Genomic DNA, 23,193 nt, shown 5'->3' with positions numbered 1-23,193 from the left:
CGCACGCTGCAGCGAGCGCGCCCGCGCAGCCATGTCCGCCTGCGCCGGCGCTGCCGCAGCGCCTTGCCTGGCGCGTCGATTCATCGGCGTTCGGTATAGTCCTGCGCATGAAATTGCGCATGTCCCTCCTGCTGCTCGCCGCCGCGCTCTGCGGCACCGCTCCTGCCCTCGCACAGTCCCTGGACGCCCAGCGTCCGGCGCTGCGCGCGGCGATCGACGCCGCCGAACGCGGCCAGTTCGATCCCGCCCAGGCCGCGGCATTCAGGCAGCATCCGCTGTACGGCTGGCTCGAATACGCCAACCTGCGCCGCACCATCGACCGCGTCTCCGACGCGCAGGCGCAGGATTTCCTCAAGCGCTACGCCGGGCAGCCGGTGGCCGAGAGCTTCCGCGCGCTGTGGCTGCCGGCGCTGGCGCGGCGCCAGGATTGGCCGGCGCTGCTGGCCAACTGGAAGCCCACCGACAACGTCGGCCTGCGCTGCGCGCAGCTCAACGCGCGCCAGGCCACCGGCCGCGCCGATGCGCAATGGGTCGACGAGGCGCAGGCGCTGTGGCGCAGCAGCGGCAAGTCGCTGCCGGACGCCTGCGATGCGGTGTTCGCGGTGCTGCAGGCGCGCGGCGGCCTGACCGACGCGTTGCGCTGGAGCCGCGTGGAAGCGGCGGCCGACGCGCAGCAGCCGGCAGTGATGCGCAGCGCCGCACGCGGCCTGCCCGCCGCCGAGCTGGCCCTGGCCAACGACTACGCCGCGTTCCTGGACGCGGTGCACCCGCGCGCGCTGTCCTGGCCGAAGACCGAGCGCAGCCGCAAGGTGGTGGTGGATGGCCTGGAAAAACTGGCCAAGACCGATCCCGACGCCGCCGAGCGGCAGCTGCCGCAGTTCGCCCAGGCGCTGCAGCTGAGCGAGGCGCAGCGCGGCGACGTGCTGTACCAGATCGCGTTGTGGACGGTGGCGTCCTACGGCCCGGATTCGGCGCGCCGGCTCAACGCCGTGCCCGACAGCGCCTACGACGAGCGCCTGCACGAGTGGCGCGCGCGCGAGGCGATGGCGCGCGGCGACTGGCCGGCGGCGCTGGCGGCGATCCGCAAGATGGCGCCGGCGCAGCGCAACGATTCGCGCTGGCAGTATTTCGAGGCGCGGCTGGCGGAGAAGACCGGCACGGCCGGCGAGGCGCAGCGGCTGTACCGCGAGGCGGCCAAGTCCGCCACCTTCCACGGCTTCATGGCCGCCGACCGGCTCAAGCAGCCCTACGCGCTGTGCCCGTGGGAACCCAACGACAGCGCCCAGGCGCAGGCCGCGGTGGCGCGCGATCCGGCGCTGGTGCGCGCGCTGGAGCTGTTCAAGATCGAGCGCGCGTCCTGGGCGGTGGCCGAATGGAACGACGCGCTGGGCCGCTTCGACGACACCCAGCGGCGCATCGCGGTGGAAGTGGCGCGCGACAATGGCTGGTTCGACCGCGCGGTGTTCGCGCTGGGCAAGTCGCCCGACGAACAGCGCCTGTACTCGCTGCGCTTTCCGTTGCACCACGACGCCACGATCCGCCGCGAAGCGGGCAAGAACGCGATCGACCCGGCCTGGGTCGCCGCCGAGATCCGCGCCGAGAGCATCTTCAATCCCAACGCGCGTTCGCCGGCCAATGCGATGGGCCTGATGCAGGTGTTGCCGGCCACCGGCGCCAGCGTCGCCAGGAACCTCGGCCTGGCCGGCTACGGCGGCGCCGCCAGCCTGTACGACCCGGACACCAACATCGCCATCGGCACCGCCTACCTGCGCCAGCTGTTGAACACCTACGGCCTGCCGTACCTGACCATCGCCGCCTACAACGCCGGCCCCGGCCCGGCGCAGCGCTGGCAGAGCCAGCGCCCCGGCCACGACGCCGATTTCTGGATCGAGACCATCAGCTACAAGGAAACCCGCGAATACGTCGCGCGCATCCTCGCCTTCAGCGTGATCTACGACTGGCGCCTCAACGGCGACGCCCTGCCGGTCAGCGACCGCATGCTCGGCAAGCTGGACGCGCCGCGCAAGAAGTTCGTCTGTGAGGCAGGGATTCGGGATTAGGGATTTCGGGATTGGCAACAGCGCAGCGCGTCCGTATGCAGGTAGCATCGCCGGGATAGGCCAGGGCGGCATCCGCTCGCGCGACACCGCCCTGGCCAATCCCCACTCCCCATTCCCGAATCCCGGCCCATGCATATCTACCTCGTCGGCGGCGCCGTCCGCGACAGCCTGCTCGGGCAGCCGCCCGGCGACCGCGACTGGGTCGTGGTCGGCGCCACGCCGCAGCAGATGCTGGCGCTGGGCTACAAGCAGGTGGGCCGCGATTTCCCGGTGTTCCTGCATCCGCACAGCGGCGAGGAATACGCGCTGGCGCGCACCGAGCGCAAGTCCGGCCGCGGCTACCACGGCTTCACCGTCGACGCCGATCCGTCGGTGACGCTGGAAGAGGACCTGCAGCGCCGCGACTTCACCATCAACGCGATCGCCCGCGACGAGGCCAGCGGCGCGCTGGTCGATCCGTACGGCGGCGTGCGCGACCTCGAGCAGCGCGTGCTGCGCCACATCGGCCCTGCGTTCGGCGAAGACCCGCTGCGCGTGCTGCGCGCGGCGCGCTTCATGGCGCGGCTGGCGCCGCTGGGCTTCAGCGTGGCGCCGGAGACGCTGGCGCTGATGCGCGAGATGGCGGCCAGCGGCGAACTGGACACGCTGGTGCCCGAGCGCGTGTGGCAGGAACTGCGGCGCAGCCTGGCCTCCGCGCAGCCCTCGGCGTTCCTGCGCACGCTGCATGAAGCCGACGCGCTGCGCAGCGTGCTGCCGGAACTGGAGGCGCTGTACGGCGTGCCGCAGCGCGCCGAATACCATCCCGAGATCGACACCGGCCGCCACCAGGAACTGGTCAGCGACATGGCCGCGCGGCTGGCGCCGGGCGATGCGCTGATCGGTTTCGCCGCGCTGACCCACGACCTGGGCAAGGCGCTGACGCCGGAAGCGGAATGGCCCCGCCACGTGATGCACGAACAGCGCGGCGTGGCCCCGTTGCGCGCGCTGTGCGAGCGGCTGAAGCTGCCGCAGGAGCACCGCCAGCTGGCCGAGATCGCCTGCCGCGAGCACCTGAACGTGCACCGCCTGGCCGAGCTGCGCGACCGCACCGTGCACGAACTGCTGCAACGCTGCGATGGCTTCCGCAAGCCCGAGCGCATCGCGCAGCTGGCGCTGGTGTGCGAGGCCGACAAGCGCGGCCGCCTCGGCAGCGAGGACGCCGACTACCCGCAGGGCCGCGAACTGCAGCGCCTGCACGCCGCCGCGCTGGCGGTGAACGCGCGCGACCTGGCCGCGCAGGGCCTGAGCGGCCCGCAGATCGGCGAGGCGCTGGCCAAGGCGCGGATCAAGGCGATCGCCGCGGCGCGCGGCGCACCCGCGGACTGACGCGGCCGCGCCTTGCATCGCATGCCGTCTCGCAGGCACGGTCCGGTTCTTTCCACCTGAAAAAAACGCCGGCCCAAGCGGCTGGGGCGAAGCTGCGCGCGCCGTCCCCCAACGGCCACACCGGCCACTTCCCGTGTCCGGCCTGGATGCCGCCCAGGCGGGCGCAGGAAGCCGGCAAAGATCTCCTAAGGACCGGGAAACCGAATCACCACGTCGTTGAGCGGCAGCTGCGAGCGGCGGTATTCGATGGGCGAGGCTTTCCATGGATCGCCCTGCCCGAACAGCTGGGCTTCGGATTCGGGGCCGAGGTAGCCGAAGCGCTCGAACACGTAAGGCACGCCTTCCGAGCCTTCGAACGCGACGGCATTGGACAGCTGAAAATGCAGATGCGGCGCGGCGGAATTGCCGGACTGTCCCAGCTGCGCGAGCACTTGCCCCCGCCGCACCCGGTCGCCCGGTTTCACCTTGAGGCTGCCTCGCCGCAGGTGCGCATAGCTTGCGAACGTGCCCGGCGCGATTTCCAGCACCACGTAGTTGCCGAACAGGCCGTTGCTGGTGAGCGCGCTGGGTTCCGGTTGCGCGCTGAGCGGCGGGTGTTCGGCCTCGCCATCGCGCGCGCTGCGCACGACGCCATCGGCCACGGCAAGCACGTCCGCGCCATAGCCGATCCAGTCGGCGTAGAGGGATTTCTGGATGTCCTTCACGCCGGATCGCAGCACGTGTCCGGCATCGTCGACGCCCACCAGATCCAGGGCGTAGCGCTGCGGAATGGTCAGCTGCCCGTTCACCGCCACCAGGCTGCCCCAGTGGTGCGACTGGGCGGCGCCCGGGCCTTCGTGGGCCAACCAGCGGCCACCGCGCAACGGCGATGCGATGACCATGGGCTTCGCATCGCCGACCTGGACGGTGGCGCCGTCGAGCACGCTGTTCGCATGCGTGTCCGCGGTGAATTGGATGCGATGGCGCAGGCGGTGCGGCACGGACGCGTCCGCCGGCAGGGTCAACCATACGAAGAACACCGCGCGCTTGCCGGGGAGTATCGCCACGGGTTCTTGCGCCGCCGGCGCAGGTTTCGCCACTTGCGCCAGCTGCTTCGCATCCAGTGCCAGCAGGGGCGTGGCCGCATCGTCGCCGAACACGTCCAGCCCCTGCGGCGCGAGCGCGCCGGAGTCGCCGTAGAAGTTGGTGACGTGCAGCTCGTACGCCAGGTGCGTGAGCCCGTCGCTGCCCGTGAACGCAGTGGGCGCGAACGGTACGCGCGCCTCCACCGGCGCCCAGGCCTCCTCGGCGCGGGCAGCGGAAGTGCCCGGGATTCCTGCAAGCAGGAGCGCCAGCGCAGCGTTGCGAATCATTCGATGCACACTCCCCGGAAGAGACATGGAGCGAAGCAACGACCGCTCGCCCCTGGGCCATCGCTGCGCGGAAACCGATGGCCAAGCTTGGCGACGACCCGGGCGGGCCGCAAGGTGTCCTTCGGCATGCCTATCCGAAGCGGGCCAGCACCTGCTCCACTTGCGCGGCGTAGCCACCGCCGAACAGGTTGAGGTGGTTGAGCAGGTGGTAGAGGTTGTACAGCGGCGCGCGCTCGCGCCAGTCCTTGGCCAAGGGCGCGTGCTCGGCGTAGCTGCGCAGGAGCTGCGGATCGGGTTCGCCGAACAGCGTCAGCATCGCCAGCTCGGCTTCGGCCCAGCCGTAGTGCGTGGCGCCGGCATCGATCAGCGCCGGCAGGCCGTCGCCGGCGCAGTGCAGGTTGCCCTGCCACAGGTCGCCGTGCAGCAGCACCGGCGGCTGCGCCGGGATCAGCTGCGGCAGGCGTGCGTACAGCCGCTGCAGGCGCGCCGCCGCGGTGGCGTCAAGGCGGCCGCTGCGCAGCGCGCGGTCGCCTTGCGGGCGCAGCCGTCGTTCGACGAAGAAGCGATGCCCGTCGCTGTCTGCCGCGTTTGCCTGCGGACTGTCGCCGATATAGCCGTCGTGATCGAAGCCGAAGCGCTCGCCGCGCAGGCGGTGCTGTCGCGCCAGGCCTTCGCCGGCGAGCCGGGAGAACGCTGGATCCGGACGCGCTTCGCCTAGGTCTTCGAGCAACAGCCAGTCCTCGCCTTGCGCATACACCTGCGGCACGCGCAGGCCACCGGCGGCACGCAACGCGTCCAGGCCGCGCACTTCGGCGGCGAAGAAATCGGGCGGCAGGGCGCGGCGGCGCTTGCAGATCGCGCCACGGCCGTCGCGCAGCGTCAGCCGGTGCAGGCCGTCATGCGCCGGCACGGCGAACAGGTCGGAACCGGCGGCATGCATCGGCTCAGGCTAGCGGGTTTTCCGCTTGGGTGCGACCGGCATTCCCGGTGAAGCGCGTCGCGACCAAAGTCGCTCCCACGACTGGATCGGAATCGTCGGCACGCCGCCGACGAATGCCCCCGTTTGCGCGTGGCGGACGCGCCAGGCGCATGGATCGGCTATGCCGCTGGTTGCTCCATCGCCCCGGCGATCCAGGTCCGCTGCACCTGCAGCGCGTCGTCGAGCAGCACCAGGTCGGCCTGGTAGCCGGGCGCGATGCGGCCGTAGCGGTCGTCCAGGCCGACGCATTGCGCCGGATACAGCGAGGCCATGCGCGCGGCCTCGTCCAGGGGCACGCCGAGCCACTGCACGGTGTTGCGCACCGCGCTGGCCATGTCCAGCGCCGAGCCGGCCAGGGTGCCGGCGGCGTTGCGCACCACGCCGTCCACGGCGGTGATGGTTTCGCCGTACAGGTCGAAGTCGGGACTGTCGGCACCGACCATCGGCATCGCGTCGGTGACCAGGAACAGCTTGCCGCGCGGCTTGGCCGCCAGCGCCACGCGCAGGCTCGCCGGGTGCACGTGCACGCCGTCGACGATGATCCCGCACCAGGCGTGGCGGTCTTCCAGCGCCGCGCCGACCGCGCCGGGGTCGCGCCCCTGCAGCGGCGACATCGCGTTGTACAGGTGGGTGAAGCCGCGGATGCCCGCATCCAGGCCGGCGCGCGCCTCCTCGTAGCTGGCGGCGGTGTGCCCGGCGAACACCTGCGCGCCGGCCGCGACCAGCGCGCGGATGCTGTCGGCCGGCACCCGCTCCGGCGCCAGCGTGATCAGGGTGACGCCATTGTCCAGCGAGGCGGCCAACGCCAGTTCGGCGGCATCGGGCACGCGGAACTTGTCCACGTTGTGGGTGCCCTTGCGCGCCGGCGCCAGGTACGGGCCTTCCAGGTGGATGCCGAGCACGCCCGGCACGCCGTCGGCGATGGCCTGGCGGGTGGCGGCGATCGCCGCGCGCATCACCGCGACGTCGTCGCTGATCAGCGTCGGCAGATAGCCGGTGGTGCCGTAGCGGCGGTGCGCCTGGCCGATGCGGCGCAGCGCGTCGACGTCGGTCCGGTTGTTGAACAGCACGCCGCCACCGCCATTGACCTGCAGGTCGATGAAGCCCGGCAGCAGGGTGCCGCCGTGCAGGTCCAGCTGCACCGGCGCCGCGGCCACGCGCGCGTCGCCGTCGTCGAGCAGCGCGGCGATGCGGCCGCCGTCGAGCAGCACGCTCGTGCCATCGAGGAATCCGTCCTCGCCGAGTACGCGCGCATTGCGCAGCGCCGTGGTCGCCATCACACCGTCTCCGTCACTTTGTTCAGATGCGGCGGCAAGTCCGGGTTGTAGCCGCGGCGCAGCGCCAGCGCGTTGATCGCGCGGTAGAAGCTCTGGATGGTCAGCAGCGGCGCGCACACCGGATGCGGCGCGGCGACCAGCGGCAGGTCGCCGTCGGCGCCGGCCAGCCACACCTGCGCGCCGCGGCCGCGGAACTCCTCGGCCAGGTCGCGGGTGCCGGGGCCGGTCTCGTCCGGCTGGGCGAAGGCCAGCACCGGGAAGCCCGGGCCGACCAGCGCCATCGGCCCGTGCTTCACTTCCGCCGAGCTGTACGCCTCGGCATGCAGGCCGCAGGTTTCCTTGAACTTCAGCGCCGCTTCCTGCGCCGCGGCCAGGCCCAGGCCGCGGCCGAGCACGAACAGGTTGTGCGCGTCGGCCAGGCCGTCGGTGAGCGGGCGCCAGTCGGCCTGCCAGGCGGCGCGCAGCGCCTGCGGCAACGCGTCCAGCGCGGCGAGCAGCGCCGCATCGTTCTTCCAGTGCGCGCCGAGCTGCAGGATCGCCGCCAGCGAGGCCAGGTAGCTCTTGGTCGCCGCCACGCTCTTCTCCGGGCCGGCGCCCAGCGCGATCACCGTGTCGGCCAGCTGCGCCAGCGGCGAATCCTCGACATTGACCAGCGCCACCACGCGCGCGCCGGCGGCCTTGGCGGCTTCGGCGTTGCGCAACAGGTCCGGGCTCTTGCCGGACTGCGAGATCACCACGTACAGCGCGCCGCGCAACTGCAGCGGCGAGGCGTACACCGAGCCCACCGAGGGCGAGGCCGAGGCGGTGACCACCCCGATCTGGGTCTCGAACAGGTACTTGGCGTAGGTCGCGGCATGGTCGGAACTGCCGCGCGCGCAGGTGACCACGAACGGCGGCGGATCGGCGCGCAGCGTGGCGGCCAGCGCGCTCACCGCCGCATGGTTGCGCGCGAACTGCGCGGCGACGACGTCGGCGGTTTCCGCGGCCTCGCGGAACATCAGGGTCTCGGTTTCGGTGGGCAATGCCATGGGCAGGGTCATGTCGGGTCGGGGGAAGGGGAACGGCGCGACTGCGGCTGCATCGGCGCGGTGGAGCCGCGCACCACCAGCTGCGGCACGAAGCCCTGGTTGCGCATCGGCGCCGGATGCTCTTCGTAGGCGTCGCTGCGCAGCTGGCTGATCAGCAGCCGCGCGGCGTGGCGGGCGATGTCCTCGGTGGCCTGCTTGGCGGTGGTCAGCGCCGGCCACGACTGGCGCGAGAACGGGCTGTCCTCGAAGCCGGCGATGGACAGGTCGTAGGGCACGTTCATGCCCGCCGACTTGGCCGCGGCGAGCACGCCGGCGGCGATCTCGTCGTTGGAGCCGAAGATCGCGGTCGGCGGTTCGCGCAGCGCCAGCAGCCGCCGCGCGCCGCGGAAGCCGTCGTCGAAGGTGTAGTCGCCGGGCACCACCAGGTGCTTGTCCAGGGTGATGCCGTAGTCCTTCAGCGCCGCCTCATAGCCGGCGTAGCGCTCGCCGCTGGAACGGTGCGAGGTGCCGCCCCACAGGAAGCCGATGCGCTGGTGGCCGAGCTGGATCAGGTGTTCGGTGACCTCGTAGGCGGCGTCGCGGTCGTCGACGTAGACGCAGGGGCCGTCCTGGGGATCCTCGGTGGCGGCGATGATGCGCACGGTCTTGATCCCGCGCGCAGTCAGCGCCGCGACCAGCTCGGCGCGCTCGGACATCGGCGCGGTCAGCACCAGCCCGGCCAGGCGCGAGCGCTGGGTCCATTCGGCCAGTTCCTCGGCCAGCATCGGCGAGGTCGAGTCGCAGGGATGGATCTGCAGGCCGAAGCCGGTCTCGCGGCACGCCGCCAGCACGCCGTTCTGCACGCCGATGATGTGGTACGGGTTGGGGTTGTCGTACACCAGCCCGATCACGAACGGAGTGCCGCTGCGCAGGTTGCGCGCCGACGGGTCCGGCTCGTAGTCCAGCTCGGCGATGGCGTGCAGCACGCGCGCGCGCGTGGCCTGCATCACCGACGGTTCGTTGTTGATCACGCGCGAGACGGTCTTCAGCGACACCCGCGCCCGTTCGGCGACATCCTTGATGGTCGGTCTACGCATGTTGCGGTCCTGCACGTCGGGAAGTGTGCCCATGATGCGCGATCACGCGCCGGAAGCCTGGCCGGCGCGGTGGCCGAGCAGCGAATAGAACAGGATGTACAGGTAGCAGGGCACCATCAGCAGCAGGAACACCAGCTGGAAATCGAAGTGCTGCTTCAGCACCGCGAACAGCTGCGGGATGATCGCGCCGCCGGCGATGCCCATCACCAGCAGGGCCGAGCCGATCTCGGTGAAGCGGCCCAGGCCCTTGATCGCCAGCGGGAAGATCGCCGGCCACATCATCGCGTTGGCGAAGCCCAGCGCGGCGACGAAACCCACCGACATGTAGCCGTGGGTGACGTAGGCGCCGAACGAGAACAGCACGCCCAGCACGGCCGACACGCTGAGGTAGCGCGCCTGCGAGATCACCTTGGGGATCAGCAGCAGGCCGGCCACGTAGCCGGCCAGCATCGCCGCCAGGGTGAACGAGGTGAACAGCTTGGTCTGGTCCAGCGGCAGGTGGAAACCGTTGCCGTAGGTGCCGATCGCATCGCCGGCCATCACTTCCACGCCCACGTACACGAACAGGCACAGCACGCCCAGCCACAGGTGCGGGAACTGGAAGATGCTGGTCTTCTGCGCGGCGTTGCCGGCGGCGGCCGGCGTGGCGTTGGCCTCGGACGCCTTGAGCTCGGGCAGCGGCGAGAACAGCACGCCGATCGCCACCAGCACCAGCACCCCGGCCATCACCAGGTACGGCAGGTGGATCTTGGCGGCGAACGCATCCAGCAGCGCCTCCTTGGCCACCGGGTCGGCGGCCTGCACCTGCGTGGCCAGGTCGCCGACGCCGTGCAGCACCAGCGTGCCGATCAGGAACGGCGCCAGGATGCCGGCGATCTTGTTGCAGATGCCCATCACCGCGATGCGCCGCGCCGCGCTCTCGATCGGGCCGAGGATGCTGATGTAGGGATTGATCGCGGTCTGCAGCAGCGCCAGGCTGCTGCCGATCACGAACAGGCCGGCCAGCGCGCCGGGATAGAAGCGCTGCGTGGCGAACTGGCCGAACGCCGCCGCGCCCGCCGCCATCACCACCAGGCTCAGCGCCAGGCCCTTCTTCATGCCGGTGCGCTTGAGGATCCACGACGCCGGCAGCGCCAGGAAGAAATACGACAGGTAGAACACCATCAGCACCAGGAACGCGTTGACCTCGTCGAGGTCGAACGCCAGCCGCACGAAGGTGATCAGCGGGCCGTTGATCCAGGTGAAGAAGCCGATGATGAAGAACAGCAACCCGACGATGGCGATCGAGGCGAAGGGACTGGCAGGCCGTGCGGTGGTCATGGGCGGGCGGGCTCCGGGAGGGCGCGTGGGTGCGGACGGCTCAACGTCGCAGTTCGGCGACGAAGTCGTAGTAGTCGTTGTGGCAATAGGTGTCGGTCAGTTCGATCGCGCTGCCGTCGCGGGTGTAGCCGACCCGCACCACGTGCAGGATCGCCTCGCCCTCCTTCATGCCCAGGTGTCCGGCCAGCCGCGCCGGCAGGTTGAGCGCGCGGAAGTACTGCAGCGCGCGCACCACGGGGTGGCCGTGTTCGTCCAGGTGGGCGTACAGCGAATCGCCGATCGCCAGCGGATCGGGCACGACGTGCTGCGGCAGCACCGCCTTCTCGTAGGCCATGACCCGGCCGTCGGCGCTGCGCAGGCGGGTCAGCGATGCCACTACCGTGTCCGGCGACAGGCCCAGGCGCAGGATCTCCTCGCCGTGGGCCGGGCGGATGCGCCGCTCCAGCCAGCGCGTGCCCGGTTCCAGGCCCTTCATGCGCAGGGTTTCGCTGAAGCTGGCCAGGCCACTGAGCTGGTGCTGGATATGCGAGGTGATGAAAGTGCCGGCGCCCTGCCGGCGCGAGACCAGGCCCTGCTCGACCAGCGCATCCACCGCCTGGCGCAGGGTCACCCGCGACACCTGCAGCTGCTCGCACAGCTGGCGCTCGGCCGGCAAGGCCTCGCCCGGCTTCCACTGCCCGTCCTTGATCGCCGCCACCAGCTTGCTCGCCAGTTGCAGGTACAGCGGGGTCGGCGCGCCCGGGTCCACGGCCAAGCCCGCCAATCTGGGATCGGGCACCGGCTTGGGCTTGGTCATCGTGCTCGCTCCGGACCGCAGGAATTCGTTAGGTCCAATATAGTACCAATCCGTGGCCTGTGCACGCCGGGGTCACAGCCGCAGGTACAGGCGGCGGCGGTCCAGCCACCAGCCCACCAGCCAGCACAGCCCGGTGTAGGCCGCAGCGCACAGCAGGCTGCCGCCGGGTCCCGGCAGCAGGCGCTGGAACACCTCGATGCCCGCCCACGCGTACAGGTCGTGGCCGCTGTCGCCGGCCGGGAGCAGCCGCAGCGTCACCATGCACAGTTCGGCGAACAGGTAGATCGCCAGCGGATTGCGCCCCAGCACGGTGAACGCCGCCGTGCCGCGCACCCAGCCGCGCAACTCGATCGCGTACACCAGCGCCGCCAGCAGCACCAGGTCCAGGCCCAGCGTGCAGGCGACGAAGGCGCCGCTCCACAGCTTCTTGGAGATCGGCCACCACGGGTTCCACAGCAGCGCCAGCGCGACCAGCGCCACGCCCATGCCGAGCAGCAGGGCCGTGGCCGCCGCGGTCTTGCTGCGGCGCTGCAGGAAGCGCCCGGCAAGATAACCGCCCAGCACGTTGACCGTGGCCGGCAACGTACCGAGCAGGCCTTCCGGATCGAAGCCGCCGTCGTGCCGGTACAGATGGTTGCGGCCGAACAGCCACAGGTCCAGCCGGGTGCCGGCATTGCCGAGCTTGTCCAGTTCCGCGCCGGGCGTGCCGAACGCGTACAGCAGCGCCCAGTAGCCGAACAACAGCGCTGCCGCGATCCACGGCACTGCGCGCGGCGGCGCGTGGCGCACCAGCAGCGCCGCCAGCAGGTAGCACAGCGCGATCCGCTGCAGCACGCCCATGATGCGGGTCTCGCCCAGCGCGTTGAGCGCCAGGCGTCCGTCGTCCTGCACATGCAAGAACGGGTACCAGTACAGCAGGAAGCCGCACAGGAAGATCAGCGCGGCGCGCTTGCCGACGCGGCGCCAGAACGCGCCGAGCGGAAGATCGCCGGCCAGCGCGAAGCTCATCGCGCTGCCGACCGCGAACAGGAACGACGGGAACACCAGGTCCGCCAGGGTGAACCCGAACCACGCCGCATGCTCCAGCTGCGCATACGGCGCCGCGCCTGGCCCGGGGGTGTTGACCAGGATCATCAGTGCGATGGTCAGGCCGCGGAACACGTCCAGCGACAGGAAGCGCTCGCGGCCGGCCACCGGCATCGGGGGCGGCGCGCTCATGGCCGGCACTGCCGGACCGGGAAGGTTGCAACGGCCGCTGCACAGGATCGGCGCCCCGCACCGAGCCGCGGCAACGGCAGCGGCGCGCCCGCGGTCGGGCACAGGCCAACCGATGCGCAGCAGCGGACAAAAAGTCTGGTTGCAGTGCCGCAAAACAGCATCGTTGTCACCTCCAGTGCCGAAATTGTCTACCGCGGATAAGACCAATTTCCGCGGTGCACCATGTCCCCGCGCCGCGGCAGCGCCCATGCCGGATCCGCTTGATTTGCTTAGGTATACCGCAAGTGTTTGATCACAAAGGCGCCCTGAAATCGTTTTCCTGAACTCGTCTCCCGGATTCGGACTGGAGACCACAGAAATCATAACCAGACAACTCGCCGCAATTCCCGTTGACATCGTTGTCACCACGTCGTAAGAATCCGCACGAACGGGGTCGAATTCCGCACAAACGCGGAGAGCGCAGGACATGGGGAGGCAGGGAGTCGCAATGGTCCAGTCCATCGAAAGGCACGCCGTGCCCGGCACGCCGGACGCGTTTCTGGCCGCCGACGTCGGCGGCACGCACGTCCGCGTCGGCCGCGTCCGCGCCGGCAGCGACGCCGCGCAGCCCGTCGCCGTGCTCGACTATCGGACCTACCGCTGCGCCGACTATCCGAGCCTGAGCGCGATCCTGGCCGAGTTCCTGCGCGGCGGGCCGGCGCTGAAGGACTGCGTGATCGCCAGCGCCGGGTTCCCGCTCGCCGACGGCACCGTGATCACCGTGAACCTGCCGTGGCCGCTGTCGCCGCGCGCCATCCGCGGGGAACTCGGCTTCGATGCGGTGCACCTGGTCAACGACTTCGAGGCGGTGGCGCACGCGGCCGCCTACGTCGATGCCAGCCAGGTCGTGCAGTTGGCCGGGCCGGCGCAGGCGCCGCGCGCGCCGGTGCTGGTGCTGGGTCCCGGCACCGGGCTGGGCGCAGCCGTGTGGATCCCCACCGGCGAGCGCCCGGTGGTACTGGCGACCGAGGCCGGACAGGCCGCGCTGGCGACCAACACCGAACTGGAGATGCAGTTGCTGCGGCACATGCTGGGCGGGCGCAGCCATGTGTCGGTGGAACAGGCGCTGTCGGGACCTGGCCTGCTCAATCTGTACACCGCCCTGTGCGCGGTGCGCGGCGCGCCCGTCGTGCATGCCTCGCCGGATGCGATCACCGCCGGCGCGCTCGACGGCAGCGACGCGCTGGCGGTGGACAGCCTGGAGGTGTTCTGCGGCCTGCTCGGCAGCGTGGTCGGCGACCTGGCGCTGACCTACGGCGCGCAAGGCGGCATCTACCTGGCCGGCGGCATCCTGCCGAAGATCCATCCATTCCTGATCCGCAGCAGCTTCGTGCAGCGCTTCCTCGACAAGGGGCCGATGCGCGAGGCGCTGCAGCGCATTCCCGTGAAGCTGGTCGAGCACGGGCAGTTGGGCGTCGTCGGCGCCGCCAGCTGGTACCTGGGCCAGAGCACGCGCCAGCGTCACGCAACACCGCAGTAGGCACCGAGGCCGCGCGCGCTGCAGGGGGTCGCAGGCGCGCGGTCGATCCGTTCATCGATGAGGAGAGACATCATGAAATACCGCAAGTCCGTACTGACCGCCGCCATCGCCAGCAGCCTGGTCTTCGGCGCCCAGGCGCAGCAGGCCAGCACCGGCGCCACCGAGCTGGACACCGTCCAGGTGGTCGGCATCCGCGCCAGCCTGGAGAAGTCGCTGGACACCAAGCGCAACAACGTCACCGTTTCCGAGGCGATCACCGCCGAGGACATCGGCAAGTTCCCGAGCACCAACGTGGCCGAGGCGTTCTCGCAGATTCCCGGCGTCACCCTGGACCGCCGCTTCGGCCAGGGCGAGCGGGTCAGCATCGACGGCACCGATCCCAGCCTGAACCTGTCGTTCCTCGACGGGCATCCGGTGGCGCAGGCGATCTGGCTGTACGGCGAGCAGCCCAACCGCGGCTTCGACTACACCCTGCTGTCGCCGCAGATCCTGGGCCGCGCCGAGATCATCAAGGCGTCCGAGGCGCGCCTGACCGAAGGCAGCCTCGGCGGCACCGTGCTGATGCACACCCGCCAGCCGCTGGACATGAAGGCCAACGAGCTCGCCGCCTCGGTGGGCTACAGCTACAGCCAGCAGGCCAGCGAGGGCAAGCCGAACGCCTCGCTGCTGTACAGCTGGAAGAACCCGGAGGAAACCTTCGGCATCGCGGTGTCCGCGCAGCACTACGAAGAACGCGTCGACCGCCAGGGCATGGAGGTGTTCGGCTACGCCAAGGCCTCCACCTTCACCAACGCCACCGGCGTGCCGGCCGATGCCGACGTGCCAAACTCGGTCAATGCGGCGTGGTTCCAGCAGGACCGCAAGCGCGACAGCGCGGTGGTCAACCTGCAGCTCAAGCCCAGCGATGCGCTGGAGTTCAACCTCAGCGGCCTGTACATCAAGGAAAACTTCGACAACTACAACCAGTCGATGTACAGCTTCCTGACCTGGAACCAGGGCACCATCGACGCGGTGGACGCGCTGGGCGGCGTGCGCAACGGCGTGGTCCGCAGCGGCCATTCCAGCGCCAACGCCAACCCCGACGGCGGCACCGTGATCTACGACAACAACGTGCGCCAGTCCGAGGTCACCACCAAGGGCGTGGACCTGCGCGGCGCCTTCCGCGGCGAGAACTGGGGCGTGGGCGGCCAGGTCGGCCAGAGCAAGTCGGAGAACAAGCACCTGGCGCAGTACTTCATCGAGCCGTTCTACAACGGCGGCTTCAGCTGGGACCTGGACCGCGGCATCCGCTTCGACGATCCGGCCGGCGCGCGCGATCCGGCCAACTGGGGCTCGGCCGGCGGCTGGTTCGGCAACAACGGCATCTTCTCCACCGAGAGCAAGGACACCTACGGCCAGCTCGACTTCAACGTGCGCTTCGACAGCGTATTCAACCAGCTGCTGTTCGGCCTGCGCCAGGGCAAGCACAAGGAGAACTTCGAGCTCAACGTGTACGGCGGCGTCACCCCCGGCACGCTCGCCGACGTCGGCACCCTCGGCCTGACCGACATCCAGGGCTTCTATCCCGACCAGGGCCGGCACGTGCAGGCCGGGCGCGGCAACGTGATGGACTGGATCCGCAACAGCCCGGTGGACTACGGCAATCCCGACCCGGCCAGCTTCCTCAACAACAGCTGGGCGCTGGAGCAGACCAACAACGCCGCCTATGCGCAGTTGAACTTCTCCCAGGGCGGCCTGCGCGGCAACCTCGGCGTGCGCTACGTGGATTCCAAGACCGAGGGCAGCGGCTTCGTCTACAGCGGCACGCCGACGCTGGACGACCTGGACAGCAAGTGGCAGACGCGCACCAAGAAGGAGAACTTCGTGCTGCCGTCGTTGAACCTGGTCTACGACACCAGCAGCGACTGGGTATTCCGCTTCGCCGCGGCCAAGGTCATCGCGTGGGCGCCGTACAACCAGATGGTCAACAACACCTTCCTCAACGACACCACGCTCACCGGCAGCGGCGGCAACGCCGAGCTGTCGCCGTACGAGTCGTGGAACTTCAACCTGTCGGCCGAGTACTACTTCGCCGAGCAGTCGATGGTGGCCTGGTCCATCTTCTACAAGAAGATCGACAACTACATCGACACCTCGGCCACGATCGAGCGCCAGTACAACTCGATCCGCGACACCTCGCCGCAGACCTGGGCGCAGATGCTCGGCAGCAACGGCTGTACCGCAGACGGCTACTGCGACTACAGCATCCAGCGCCCGCGCAACGCCGGCGACGGCAAGGTCAAGGGCTTCACCATCGCCTACCAGCAGCCGTTCGGCGACAGCGGCTTCGGCCTCACCGCCAACTACACCTACGCCAACGGCGAAAACAACACCGGCGACGCCCTGCCCTACCAGTCGCGCAACGCCATCGCCTTCAGCCCGTACTACGAGAAGGGCCCGCTGAACGCGCGCATCACCTACAACTGGCGCGACAGCTATCTCGCCGGCGGCTACGTGGCCGGCGCGGCCCCGGCCAGCGTCGACGACTACGCCGACCTGGGTGCGAGCATCGGCTATGCGATCAACGAACAGTGGTCTGTACAGGTGGACGCGCAGAACCTGCTGGACGAGGACTACTTCCAGTACCTGGGCGACACCGACCATCCCGCCGGCCGCTACAAGAACGGGCGCCGCTACATGGCCACCGTGCATTTCAAGTTCTGATCGCGGCAACGCATGCGCAACCTGTAGACCCACTGCGGGCCCGGATTCGTCCGGGCCCGCTTTGCTTGCAGCCGGGCAACCGCCCGGCGGGAGATGCCGATGGCCCGTTCCACCCGCAGCACCTTCTTCTCGCTGGCGCGCTGCAGCGCCACCGCGCTGATCGCACTGGCCGCCTTGTCCGCGGCCGCCAGCGCCGCCGCAGCGCCGCTGCCGCTGATTCCCGCGCCACAGCAGGCGCGCATCGAAGGCGACGGGTTCGCGCTCGACGCCAGCGTGCGCGTGCATGCCGACGACCCGCGCGCGGCCGCGACCGCACGGCAATTCATCGACGGCCTGGCGCGCGGCAGCGGCCTGCAGCTGCAGCTCGCGCCGCCCGCGAGCCGTCCCGGCGCGCGCAGCATCGTGTTCGCGCTCGATCCCAAGGCCAGCGCATCGCCGGAAGGCTACGTGCTCGACATCGGCCGCGACGGCGTGCGCGCACGCGCCGCCGATCCGCGCGGCCTGTTCTATGCGGCGGCGACGCTGTGGCAGCTCGCCCCGGCCGCCGGCCAGCCACGCCCGGCGGTGCTGCCGGGCGCGCACATCGTCGATGCGCCGCGCTTCGGCTGGCGCGGACTGATGCTGGATTCGGCGCGGCAGTTCCAGAGCGTGGAGCAGATCAAGCAGCTGCTCGACGCGATGGCGCTGCACAAGCTCAACACCCTGCACTGGCATCTCACCGACGACCAGGGCTGGCGCATCGAGATCCCGAAGTATCCGAAGCTGACCGAGATCGGCGGCTGCCGGGTCGCCTCCGGCGACGCCGGCATCGGCGCCGACGGCCGCCCGCTGCGCAGCTGCGGCTTCTACCGCCAGGCGCAGATCCGCGAACTGGTGGCCTACGCCGCCGCGCGCCACATCACGATCGTGCCGGAATTCGACCTGCCCGGGCATGCCACCGCCGCGCTCGCCGCGTATCCGCAGTTCGGTTCGATCGACACGCCGCTGCAGGTCTCCAACGAGTGGGGCGTGCACGCCAACCTGTTCAATGCCAGCGAGGAAACCCTGGCGTTCTTCGAGGACGTGCTCGGCGAGATGATCGCGCTGTTCCCCGGCACCTACATCCACGTCGGCGGCGACGAGGCGGTCAAGGACCAGTGGAAGGCCTCGCCGGCGGCGCAGGCGCGGATCAGGCAACTGGGCCTGGCCAACGAGGAGCAGTTGCAGGGCTGGATCATCAAGCGCCTGGAGCGCTATCTCCACGCGCACGGGCGGCGCCTGATCGGCTGGGACGAGATCCTCGCCGGCGGCCTGCCCGAGCGCGCCACGGTGATGTCGTGGCAGGGCATCGAAGGCGGCATCACCGCCGCGCGGCAGGGCCACGACGTGGTGATGGCGCCGGTCACCGACCTGTACCTGGACTACCTGCAGACCGCCTCGCCCGACGAGCCGCCGGGCCGCCCGGCGCTGACCGAACTGCGCAAGGTGTATGCGTTCGATCCGGTGCCGGCGGTGCTGGACCAGGCCCAGCGCAAGCACGTGCTCGGCCTGCAGGCCACCGCGTTCTCCGAACACATGCGCAGCTGGGCGCGGCTGCAGCACGCGGTGTTCCCGCGCATCGCCGCCGTCGCCGAGACCGGCTGGACGCCGGCGCAAGCCAAGGACTACGACGGCTTCCTGCAGCGCCTGCCGAACCTGCTGGCGCACTACCGCGCGCTCGGCATCGCCTACGCGGCCACCCCGTTCCAGCCGCAGTTCGAGGTGCGCGGCGACAGCGCCGCGGCGCGGGCCACGGTCGGCCTGGCCACGCCGCTCGGCTACCGCGACATCCGCTACACCACCGACGGCAGCGCGCCGAACGCCGCCTCGCCGCGCTACACCGCGCCACTGACCGTCGCCCTGCCGGCCACGCTCGCCGCGCAAGCCTTCGCCGACGGCATGCCGCTCGCCGAGCCGGTGCGCCGCCGCGTGGACCTGGCCTCGCTGCGCAGCCGCCGCGACGAAGACCTGGCGATGTGCAGCGGCAAGCTGACCCTGCGGCTGGAGGACGACGGTCCGCGCGAGGGCGAGCGCGCGATCTTCGACGTGGACATCTTCGACCCGTGCTGGACCTGGAAGCAGGCCGCGCTGGACGGCGTCGGCGCGCTGCAGGTCCGCGCCGGCCGCGTGCCCTACTACTTCCAGCTCGCGCACGACAAACCGCACCGGCGCTTCCGTCCCGCGCGCACGCCGCACGGCGAACTGGTGGTGCGCGACGGCTGCGAGGGCCGCATCCTGGCCGACGTCGCGCTGCCCGCACGGCCGGACGCGGACGGCTTCGCGACCCTGCGCGTGCCCTTGCCGACGGACGCACCGCGCACCGCCGACCTGTGCGTCTACTTCACCGGCGACACGCGCCCGGCGATGTGGGTGCTGGACCGGCTGACGTTGCAGCCGCGCTAGGGCGCGCGGCCGTTCGAGCCGCCGCCGCGCTCAGGCCGGCGCGCGGCGGCCGAACAGGCGTCGGTCCAGCCACAGCATGCAGTTGCGCAGCGGCGTGGGCAGCAGCGCCATGCCGGCCGCCACGCCCACGCTGTTGGCCAGCGCGTCGCGCGGATCGGCCATGCGGTCGGTGGTCAGCGCGCCCTGCGCGAATTCGATGCCGATGCCCAGCGCGACCAGGCCGAGCGCGGCCAGCAGCAGCGCGCGCGGGCGCGCGAACAATTGCACCGCGCCCCAGGCGAGCAGGAAATAGGCCAGGAAATGCTCGATCTTGTCGCTGCCCGAGGGCAGGTCCGGGAGTTGCGGCGGCGGCCCCAGGCACACCGCGATCACCGCGGCGATCGCCAGCAGCCACAGGCCCAGCCACGGCGCCGGCCGCCGGAACTCGCGCAGCGCGCGCCTGTTCACAGCCGCACGCTCACAGCCGCCAGGTCAGGTCGCCGGCCAGGAACGCCGGCGCCAGCGACACGTCGCGCTCGAAACCCATCACCTGGAAGCGCTCGCCCATCTCGCTGGGCAGGGTCAGCCGCTTCACCTGCTCGTGCAGGCGCTGGCGGCCGCGTTCGTCGCTGCGCGCCTCGGCCTCGGCCAGCAGCGCATCGATGCCGTTGCCGAGCAGGAAGCTGGCCTGGTTGCAGTAGCCGGCCAGCTCGAAGCCGGCGCCGGTGCCGGCCTCGGCCAGCGCGGTGAAGTCCACCGACGCGGTCAGGTCCTGCAGGCCCGGCCACCGGTACGGATCGGCATGGGTGCGGTGCCGGTAGAACGCGCGCAGGGTGCCGTCGTCGCGCTGCGGCAGGTAGAACTCGCCGCGCGGATAGCCGTAGTCGACGAACAGCAGCGCGCCGCTGCGCAGCCCGCCGGCCACCGCCTGGATCCAGTACGGCAGCTGCGGCAGCAGTTCGGAGCGGTAGCCGTCGGCGAACGGCGCCTGCAGGTAGCGTTCGACGTGCCGCACCGCCGCCGCCAGCAGCGGATCGGCCGGCTGTTCGCCGCGGCGGAAGCGGCCTTCGCCGTCCAGGGTCACGGTTTCCTCGAACACCTCGCCCTCGCGCAGCACGAAGCGCGGCGTCGGCAGCGCATCGATCACCTCGTTGGCGAACAGCACCCCGTTCCAGTCGTCCTCGAACGGCCGGTCCAGCCACTCCACCAGTTCGAACACCGGCGGGATCAGTGCGCGTTGCAGGCGCTCGCGCTGGCGCGCGCGCAGGTCGGCGCTGGGCTCGAGGATGGCGTAGCGCTCGGGCAGCGCGTCCAGCGCCAGCAGGCGCTTGAGCATCACCTCGGCGAACGCGCCGCTGCCGCCGCCCACCTCCAGCATCCGCGCCTGCGGCCCGAGCTGCTGCAGCACCGGCGCCAGCGCATTGGAGACGGTGGCGGCGAACAGCGGCCCCAGTTCCGGCGCGGTGACGAAATCGCCCTCCTCGCCGAACTTGCTGCTGCCGGCGCTGTAATAGCCCAGGCCCGGCGCGTACAGGGCCAGCTCCATGAAGCGCGAGAACGGGATGGCGCCGCCGCCGGCGGCGATCTCGGCGCGCAGGTGCGCGGCCAGGCGCTCGCTGTGGGCGAGCGCGTCGGCGTCGGGGGCGGGAAGGTCGATAGGCATGCGGCGCCGGATTGCGTGGACAATGCACAGCATAGCCGAGCGTGGAATGCAGACATGACCGAGAGCAAAGTCGCCCTGATCACCGGCAGCGCGCGCCGCATCGGCGCCGGCATCGCGCGGCGCCTGCACGCGGCCGGCTACCGGGTGGCGCTGCATGCGCACACCTCGCAGGCCGAGCTGCAGGCGCTGGCGCAGGAACTGGACGCGGCGCGCCCCGGCAGCGCCCTGGCCCTGCACGCCGACCTGCGCGACGCCGCGCAACTGCCGGCGCTGGTGGCGCAGTGCGTGCAGCGCTTCGGCCGGCTCGACGCGCTGGTCAACAACGCCTCCAACTTCTACCCCACCCCGCTGGCCGAGGCGACGCCGGCGCAATGGGACGACCTGTTCGCGGTCAACGCGCGCGCGCCGCTGTTCCTGGCCCAGGCCGCGGCCGCGCAGCTGCGCGCGCATGCCGGGGCGATCGTCAACATCACCGATGTGCACGCCGAGCAACCGCTGCGCGACCACCCGCTGTACTGCGCCGCCAAGGCGGCGCTGGCGATGCTGACCCGCTCGCTGGCGCTGGAGCTGGCGCCGCAGGTGCGGGTGAATGCCATCGCCCCGGGCGCGATCCTGTGGCCGGAGGCCGGCAAGGACAGCGCCGCGCAGCAGGCCCTGCTGGCGCGCACCCCGCTGGCGCGGACCGGCCAGGTCGAGGAGATCGCCGAGGCGGTGCGCTGGCTGCTCGACGACGCCGGCTTCGTCACCGGGCAGACGCTGCGGGTGGATGGGGGGCGGAGCCTTTCTTGAAGGCTGGGAGCTCGGGAATGGGAATAGGCGAGCGCGCCCAGGCCAGTCGTTGCTGAGCGCCCCTGACCGCGCCATGACAGCCCAACGACCCTACCCGGTGTCTGCCTTTACCGATTCCCCAGTCCCTCTTCCCCATTCCCGGCCTCATCGAGCTCCACCACCTCGAACGCCTCCCCGAACTGCGCATGCGCCTGCCACAGCGCGCCCAGGCTGCGGCCGCTGACCGGGTCGACGAAGTCGGCGGCGATGTCGGCCAGCGGCTTGAGCACGAAGGCGTGGCGCAGTTCCGGGCGCGGGATGCGCAGGTGGCCCGGGCCCTCGACGATGCGGTCGCCGTAGAACACCACGTCGATGTCCAGGGTGCGGTCGCCGAAGCGCGGGCCGCTGCGGTCGCGGCCGTGGGCGTCCTCCAGCGCATGCAGCCACGCATCCAGCGGCGCCAGCTCCCAGTCGGTCTGCAGCGACACGGCATTGTTCAGGAACGCCGGGCCGTCGAATCCGACCGCCGCGGTGCGGTAGGCCGGGGACACCACGATCGGGCCGAAACGCTGCCGCAGCGCCGCGATCGCGGCGCGCAGGTGATGCTGCGGGCGCAGATTGCTGCCCAGGCTGAGGAGCACGGTGGTCATGCGATATTCGCGCATGCCGCGGCGGCGACCGTCAACCGGTAGCCAAGCCCGTCCCCCCCGCATAGAATCCAAACGCACTGATCTTCCGGCAGCGACATGACTTATTGCGTAGGCATCGAAGTGGACGAAGGCCTGGTCTTCGCCGCAGACACGCGCACCAACGCCTCGCTGGACGACGTGCGCGTGCACCGCAAGCTGCATGTGTTCGAGTATCCGGGCCAGGCGGTGTTCGCGCTGATGTCGGCCGGCAACCTGGCCACCACCCAGCTGGCGATCTCCAGGCTACAGCGCGACGCCGAGGATCCGGACGCGCCGCGCAGCCTGCGCTCGTTCCGGCACCTGTTCGAGGTGGCCGAGTACGTCGGCGAGGTGCTGGTCTCCAGCCAGGTCAAGCTGTCCGACCAGTCCCAGCACAGCGGCGTCAGCGTGCAGTCCACGCTGATCCTGGGCGGGCAGATCGCCGGCGAGCGGCCCGGGCTGTACATGATCTATCCGCTGGGCAACGCCATCGCCACCTCGCCGGAGACGCCGTACCTGCAGATCGGCGAGTCCAAGTACGGCAAGCCGATCCTGGACCGCATCATCCGCCCGGAAATGCAGCTGGAGGACGCCGCGCGCACCGCGCTGGTGTCGCTGGACTCCACGATCCGCTCCAACCTGTCGGTCGGCATGCCGATCGACCTGGCGCTGATCCGCCGCGACGACCTGCGCGTGACCGAGCGCATGCGCCTGGAAGCGGACACGCCGCTGTACTCGGAAATCCACGACACCTGGTCGCGCAAGCTGGAGAACGCGGTGCGCACGCTGCCGCGCTTCCCCTGGGAACCGGCGCTGACCGCCGAGAGCGAAACCGACAACCGCGGCGCCCTGCCGCCGCTGCCGCCGCGCCGCACGCCGGCCCGGCGCGACCCGGAAGACCAGTCGTCGCAGCAGTGAAGCCGGGATTGGGGATTGGGGATTTGGGATTCGCAAAGCGGCGTCAAGCCGCCTGAAGGCGCGCGCTCGCCGCAGCGCTCGGC

At 70.7% G+C, this 23,193-nt stretch carries 18 protein-coding genes; 7 read left to right on the top strand and 11 right to left on the bottom strand.

Annotation, left to right across the window (positions count from 1 at the left end; translation table 11 throughout):
- The first annotated feature begins 119 nt into the window (after positions 1 to 119).
- Together OCJ37_RS03815 and OCJ37_RS03810 are read left to right on the top strand one after the other, a co-directional pair.
- Positions 120 to 2,060 carry a transglycosylase SLT domain-containing protein gene (locus tag OCJ37_RS03815; protein ID WP_263112376.1) on the top strand — a complete coding sequence of 647 codons (1,941 nt, stop codon included), beginning with the start codon at positions 120 to 122 and terminating at the stop codon, positions 2,058 to 2,060.
- A 129-nt stretch (positions 2,061 to 2,189) separates the two neighbouring features.
- Complete coding sequence (locus OCJ37_RS03810; protein ID WP_263112375.1) at positions 2,190 to 3,425, top strand: multifunctional CCA addition/repair protein; 1,236 nt, start codon at positions 2,190 to 2,192, stop codon at positions 3,423 to 3,425.
- 185 nt (positions 3,426 to 3,610) lie between these two features.
- Here the strand turns inward: OCJ37_RS03810 and OCJ37_RS03805 are convergent, their stop codons facing one another.
- The 8 genes from OCJ37_RS03805 to OCJ37_RS03770 all read right to left on the bottom strand — a co-directional run bounded on the left by OCJ37_RS03805 (position 3,611) and on the right by OCJ37_RS03770 (position 12,471).
- A complete protein-coding gene (locus tag OCJ37_RS03805; protein ID WP_263112374.1) occupies positions 3,611 to 4,777 on the bottom strand; it encodes a M23 family metallopeptidase in 1,167 nt (388 codons plus the stop codon).
- 130 nt (positions 4,778 to 4,907) lie between these two features.
- Positions 4,908 to 5,717, bottom strand: a complete 810-nt coding sequence (locus tag OCJ37_RS03800; RefSeq protein WP_263112373.1) for a fructosamine kinase family protein — start codon at positions 5,715 to 5,717, stop codon at positions 4,908 to 4,910.
- Positions 5,718 to 5,875: 158 nt separating this feature from the next.
- The gene (gene nagA, locus OCJ37_RS03795) at positions 5,876 to 7,033 is read right to left on the bottom strand and encodes an N-acetylglucosamine-6-phosphate deacetylase (RefSeq protein WP_263112372.1); all 1,158 of its coding nucleotides are present in this window, start codon (positions 7,031 to 7,033) and stop codon (positions 5,876 to 5,878) included.
- Positions 7,033 to 8,061, bottom strand: a complete 1,029-nt coding sequence (locus OCJ37_RS03790) for an SIS domain-containing protein (RefSeq protein WP_263112371.1) — start codon at positions 8,059 to 8,061, stop codon at positions 7,033 to 7,035. The genes nagA and OCJ37_RS03790 overlap by 1 nt, the downstream gene beginning before the upstream one ends.
- Before the next feature lie 8 nt (positions 8,062 to 8,069).
- On the bottom strand, positions 8,070 to 9,137 hold the full coding sequence (locus OCJ37_RS03785) for a LacI family DNA-binding transcriptional regulator (RefSeq protein ID WP_263112370.1): 1,068 nt from the start codon (positions 9,135 to 9,137) through the stop codon (positions 8,070 to 8,072).
- Positions 9,138 to 9,179: 42 nt separating this feature from the next.
- On the bottom strand, positions 9,180 to 10,457 hold the full coding sequence (locus OCJ37_RS03780) for a sugar MFS transporter (RefSeq protein ID WP_263112369.1): 1,278 nt from the start codon (positions 10,455 to 10,457) through the stop codon (positions 9,180 to 9,182).
- Between the two features lie 40 nt (positions 10,458 to 10,497).
- Positions 10,498 to 11,220 carry a GntR family transcriptional regulator gene (locus OCJ37_RS03775; RefSeq protein ID WP_263113574.1) on the bottom strand — a complete coding sequence of 241 codons (723 nt, stop codon included), beginning with the start codon at positions 11,218 to 11,220 and terminating at the stop codon, positions 10,498 to 10,500.
- Between the two features lie 105 nt (positions 11,221 to 11,325).
- A complete protein-coding gene (locus OCJ37_RS03770) occupies positions 11,326 to 12,471 on the bottom strand; it encodes an acyltransferase family protein (RefSeq protein ID WP_263112368.1) in 1,146 nt (381 codons plus the stop codon).
- A gap of 487 nt (positions 12,472 to 12,958) precedes the next feature.
- On the opposite strand from OCJ37_RS03770, the gene glk reads away from it, so the two are divergent.
- The 3 genes from glk to OCJ37_RS03755 all read left to right on the top strand — a co-directional run bounded on the left by glk (position 12,959) and on the right by OCJ37_RS03755 (position 19,114).
- Entirely contained in the window at positions 12,959 to 13,990 is a 1,032-nt protein-coding gene (glk, locus tag OCJ37_RS03765) for a glucokinase (RefSeq protein ID WP_263112367.1), read from the top strand.
- A gap of 72 nt (positions 13,991 to 14,062) precedes the next feature.
- Complete coding sequence (locus OCJ37_RS03760; RefSeq protein ID WP_263112366.1) at positions 14,063 to 16,693, top strand: TonB-dependent receptor; 2,631 nt, start codon at positions 14,063 to 14,065, stop codon at positions 16,691 to 16,693.
- A gap of 99 nt (positions 16,694 to 16,792) precedes the next feature.
- Positions 16,793 to 19,114: a beta-N-acetylhexosaminidase gene (locus tag OCJ37_RS03755; protein WP_263112365.1), complete on the top strand. Its 2,322-nt coding sequence runs from the start codon at positions 16,793 to 16,795 to the stop codon at positions 19,112 to 19,114.
- Positions 19,115 to 19,144: 30 nt separating this feature from the next.
- Here OCJ37_RS03755 and OCJ37_RS03750 read toward each other — a convergent pair whose 3' ends face one another.
- Together OCJ37_RS03750 and OCJ37_RS03745 are read right to left on the bottom strand one after the other, a co-directional pair.
- The gene (locus OCJ37_RS03750; RefSeq protein WP_263112364.1) at positions 19,145 to 19,561 is read right to left on the bottom strand and encodes a VanZ family protein; all 417 of its coding nucleotides are present in this window, start codon (positions 19,559 to 19,561) and stop codon (positions 19,145 to 19,147) included.
- Between the two features lie 10 nt (positions 19,562 to 19,571).
- A complete protein-coding gene (locus tag OCJ37_RS03745; protein ID WP_263112363.1) occupies positions 19,572 to 20,756 on the bottom strand; it encodes a class I SAM-dependent methyltransferase in 1,185 nt (394 codons plus the stop codon).
- 54 nt (positions 20,757 to 20,810) lie between these two features.
- Here OCJ37_RS03745 and OCJ37_RS03740 point away from each other — a divergent pair, with 54 nt between their 5' ends.
- Complete coding sequence (locus tag OCJ37_RS03740; protein ID WP_263112362.1) at positions 20,811 to 21,545, top strand: pteridine reductase; 735 nt, start codon at positions 20,811 to 20,813, stop codon at positions 21,543 to 21,545.
- A 107-nt stretch (positions 21,546 to 21,652) separates the two neighbouring features.
- On the opposite strand, the gene folK is transcribed toward OCJ37_RS03740, so the two are convergent.
- Positions 21,653 to 22,174, bottom strand: coding sequence for a 2-amino-4-hydroxy-6-hydroxymethyldihydropteridine diphosphokinase (gene folK / locus OCJ37_RS03735; protein WP_263112361.1), 522 nt, complete (start codon positions 22,172 to 22,174; stop codon positions 21,653 to 21,655).
- 96 nt (positions 22,175 to 22,270) lie between these two features.
- On the opposite strand from folK, the gene OCJ37_RS03730 reads away from it, so the two are divergent.
- Positions 22,271 to 23,110: a proteasome-type protease gene (locus OCJ37_RS03730; RefSeq protein ID WP_263112360.1), complete on the top strand. Its 840-nt coding sequence runs from the start codon at positions 22,271 to 22,273 to the stop codon at positions 23,108 to 23,110.
- The last annotated feature ends 83 nt before the right edge of the window (positions 23,111 to 23,193 follow it).

This window comes from Xanthomonas sp. AM6, assembly GCF_025665335.1.
Taxonomy (GTDB): Bacteria; Pseudomonadota; Gammaproteobacteria; order Xanthomonadales; family Xanthomonadaceae; genus Xanthomonas_A.
Note: the sequence above shows the minus strand (reverse complement) of the source record. Positions and strands in the feature narration are given on the sequence as shown.

What these genes read in the sequence shown, in the direction of transcription:
- folK (WP_263112361.1), bottom strand. Translation starts at nt 22,174, where the DNA reads ATGACCACCGTGCTCCTCAGCCTGGGCAGCAATCTGCGCCCGCAGCAT.
- OCJ37_RS03785 (WP_263112370.1), bottom strand. Translation starts at nt 9,137, where the DNA reads ATGCGTAGACCGACCATCAAGGATGTCGCCGAACGGGCGCGGGTGTCG.
- nagA (WP_263112372.1), bottom strand. Translation starts at nt 7,033, where the DNA reads ATGGCGACCACGGCGCTGCGCAATGCGCGCGTACTCGGCGAGGACGGA.
- OCJ37_RS03740 (WP_263112362.1), top strand. Translation starts at nt 20,811, where the DNA reads ATGACCGAGAGCAAAGTCGCCCTGATCACCGGCAGCGCGCGCCGCATC.
- OCJ37_RS03810 (WP_263112375.1), top strand. Translation starts at nt 2,190, where the DNA reads ATGCATATCTACCTCGTCGGCGGCGCCGTCCGCGACAGCCTGCTCGGG.
- OCJ37_RS03790 (WP_263112371.1), bottom strand. Translation starts at nt 8,061, where the DNA reads ATGGCATTGCCCACCGAAACCGAGACCCTGATGTTCCGCGAGGCCGCG.
- OCJ37_RS03730 (WP_263112360.1), top strand. Translation starts at nt 22,271, where the DNA reads ATGACTTATTGCGTAGGCATCGAAGTGGACGAAGGCCTGGTCTTCGCC.
- OCJ37_RS03815 (WP_263112376.1), top strand. Translation starts at nt 120, where the DNA reads ATGTCCCTCCTGCTGCTCGCCGCCGCGCTCTGCGGCACCGCTCCTGCC.
- glk (WP_263112367.1), top strand. Translation starts at nt 12,959, where the DNA reads ATGGTCCAGTCCATCGAAAGGCACGCCGTGCCCGGCACGCCGGACGCG.
- OCJ37_RS03805 (WP_263112374.1), bottom strand. Translation starts at nt 4,777, where the DNA reads ATGATTCGCAACGCTGCGCTGGCGCTCCTGCTTGCAGGAATCCCGGGC.
- OCJ37_RS03745 (WP_263112363.1), bottom strand. Translation starts at nt 20,756, where the DNA reads ATGCCTATCGACCTTCCCGCCCCCGACGCCGACGCGCTCGCCCACAGC.
- OCJ37_RS03755 (WP_263112365.1), top strand. Translation starts at nt 16,793, where the DNA reads ATGGCCCGTTCCACCCGCAGCACCTTCTTCTCGCTGGCGCGCTGCAGC.
- OCJ37_RS03770 (WP_263112368.1), bottom strand. Translation starts at nt 12,471, where the DNA reads ATGAGCGCGCCGCCCCCGATGCCGGTGGCCGGCCGCGAGCGCTTCCTG.
- OCJ37_RS03780 (WP_263112369.1), bottom strand. Translation starts at nt 10,457, where the DNA reads ATGACCACCGCACGGCCTGCCAGTCCCTTCGCCTCGATCGCCATCGTC.
- OCJ37_RS03800 (WP_263112373.1), bottom strand. Translation starts at nt 5,717, where the DNA reads ATGCATGCCGCCGGTTCCGACCTGTTCGCCGTGCCGGCGCATGACGGC.
- OCJ37_RS03760 (WP_263112366.1), top strand. Translation starts at nt 14,063, where the DNA reads ATGAAATACCGCAAGTCCGTACTGACCGCCGCCATCGCCAGCAGCCTG.